Annotated in this window: 1 protein-coding gene and 1 pseudogene; both read right to left on the bottom strand. The window is 69.1% G+C overall.

Going from position 1 to position 2,460, the window contains the following annotated elements; translation table 11 throughout:
• Window positions 1-358, bottom strand: a 358-nt coding sequence (locus ACXJKR_RS29855) for a single-stranded DNA-binding protein (protein ID WP_457325926.1), incomplete at its 3' end; no start/stop codon positions are given.
• A 975-nt stretch (window positions 359-1,333) separates the two neighbouring features.
• A pseudogene (locus ACXJKR_RS29850) lies at window positions 1,334-2,460 on the bottom strand (hypothetical protein); the annotation flags it as partial.

The following is a 2,460-nucleotide window of genomic DNA, read 5'->3' as shown; positions in this document are numbered from 1 at the left end:
GGGTGCGCCGCGCCTCGCCTTCGGCACGGGTATCGAGGTAGTCGATCTCCTCGGCCGTGAACTCCATGCCGTAGACCGTCGCGCCGTCCTTCTCGTAGTTGTTGTTGCGCACGCGGCCGACGATGTTCACGTGCGAGCCACGGCCCAAGAAGTCCGCAGCGTTCTCAGCGAGGCTGCCCCACAGCGTCCATTGAATGGCGGTGGCCGTCTCTTCCCGAGCGTCGCCAGAGCCGCGCACCGAATTGCTGATCGCCGTCACAGTCGCCTTGGTGATGCGGCCTTCAGGACGCGGGACGAACTGAACCACCACCGGTCCCGCGAGGTGGGCATTGCGTTGAATGACTAGAACGTTGGCCATGACCAATCTCCTCTCGTGAAAGATCAGCCGGGCTCCGGGTTGGTTGCCCTACATGAAGATCCTTCACTTGGACTCCTCGCACCCGCCCACGGGCGGGCGGGGGGTGGGCATGGCCCCTTCCCATGGGAAGGGGTTGGGGATGGGGTCGGGTTTGAACGCAGCCGAAGCAGTGCGCCGGTTTCCCGGCCCACCGTATGAAGATCCCCCGCAAGTCCCCCTCACCCAGGGACGGGGGTTGCGGGGGAGCGCGGTGGGACGACCAGCGCACAGGCTGCCCCTCCACGGGCGACGGAGCCCCGCGGCCGATGTGCCAGCTCGCCTGGCGCAGCGGTTGCAACGAAGTCGCCCGCATCTCTCGAGCAGTGGCGACCCCGCGGCCGGCGTGACACCAAGCGCAGCGACTGGCGCGACGGTCGAGCCGCTGCGAGCACTTCTCGGTCTTCGCGGCCCGGCTACGGGCTTGGCGAGTGCGAGGGGTGGCGATCTGGCCGGCCAGGCGCGCAGCGCAGCCGATCAGGACCGGCCAGTTCGCCAAGCGGGCCGTTCACACGCAGTGGGAAGGAAAGCGGCCCGCGGTCCCCGAGCACGGGAGGGCCGCCCACCGGAACCACGCGTGCGCAGCACGCCTCGCCAGGTCGCGCAGCGACGCCCTAGGGAGTGTTTCCGCGGCGGTCCAGGGGGAACGCCTGAAAGAGCCGCCCGCGCCGGCCGCCGTGGCGGCCGGCGCGGTGCGGGCCGCACCTGCGGCCCGTGACCTGCTTCGCAGGATCAGCCGATGCCACACCGCGTAGCGGTCTGGCTTTCAAGCGGCCCGGCTACGGGCGTGGCGGGCGCCGGCAAAGCCGAACAGGCCTGCGGCCAGATCGGCAATGCCGGCGCGGGAACGGGCCGCGCGCCGCCCAGGCAACGCCTCGGCGGCGCCAACGCTAAACGCCAGAAATCGGGCAAGGGGCAAAGCCCCCTGCCCTGGCCCCGTCAGGCCTCGGTACGCAGCAGCTCCGGCAACCAGCGCTTGCCCACCAACAGGCCCTCGGCCATCCCGACCGCCTCCGCCTTCTTGAGCCTCAACACCTCACCCACGGCGTCGCCCTGCCCCGCTTCCGACAGCGCCTGGCCAATCAGCGCCTTGGGCACGCGGCCGAGATAGGTGTCGCCTGTGGCTTCCCACCAGTCGGCCATGTCGAGCGCAGCGGCCTGGGCCAGCACCTGGGCAGGCTTGGCATGGGCCGACCCGTGCAGCGCATGCGTGGTCAGCGCCGTGCAGACCACCAGCAGTTCCTGCAGCGTCTCGACAGACTGCTCCAGCATGAACGCCATCAGGTCCTTCGGGTCGGCCGGCAAGCGCACACGCCATGCATCGACGACGGTCTGCAGGCTCTTGTGCGCGGGGCTGTCGGCCATCGCGGGCGCGATCTGCAACAGCTGCCAGTTTGGGCTGCGCACCGAAACGCCCAGGGCGGTCGGCGACTCGTACTGCGCTGAAACCCTCTCGTAGAGCAGCGGCACGGCCATCGAATGAGCCAGCGCCGCCAGGGCCACCTGCGGCTTGCGCAGCAGCGCGACTTGCAAAGCTTCCGTCTTGTAGGCAGTCAGCTCCATGCGCAGCGTGGACGACACCCCCTTGGTAGGCGCCTCCTGGTCGCCCGCGCCTTCGCCATCGGCAGCCGCACCTCGGGTCAAACGCTTCGTCGCCTTGGCACGCCCCGCCTTGTAGTCATCCTGCCGCATGAGATTGCGCTTGACGATCACGCGGCCGTCCGGGCCCAGCGTCAGCAACGCGCCGGCCATCGCCATCACCTCCGCCGGGCAATAGGCGAGCTTGGACTCGATGGCGTCGATCTGCATCTGATAGGCCTGCGTCTGCTCTTCCAGAGCCTCGATGAGGTCGGAACTATCCGCGTCCGAATCGTCCGCGTCGTACAGGGCTTCGAGCTTGTCCTCGGCATCGTCCTTCGCGCGCTGAAGTTCGCCCAGCGCATGCGCCTGCTCGGCCGAGGGCTCGTGCCGCTGCGTGGGCGCATCGCAATACCGCTGCCTGACCTCGTAGTCGTACTCGAAGGCCACCTCCACCCAGGCCCAGCCGTCCTTGTCCTGTTCAGCCG

The organism is Roseateles sp. P5_E11 (assembly GCF_054049355.1).
This window is presented reverse-complemented; position numbering and strand designations above follow the sequence as displayed.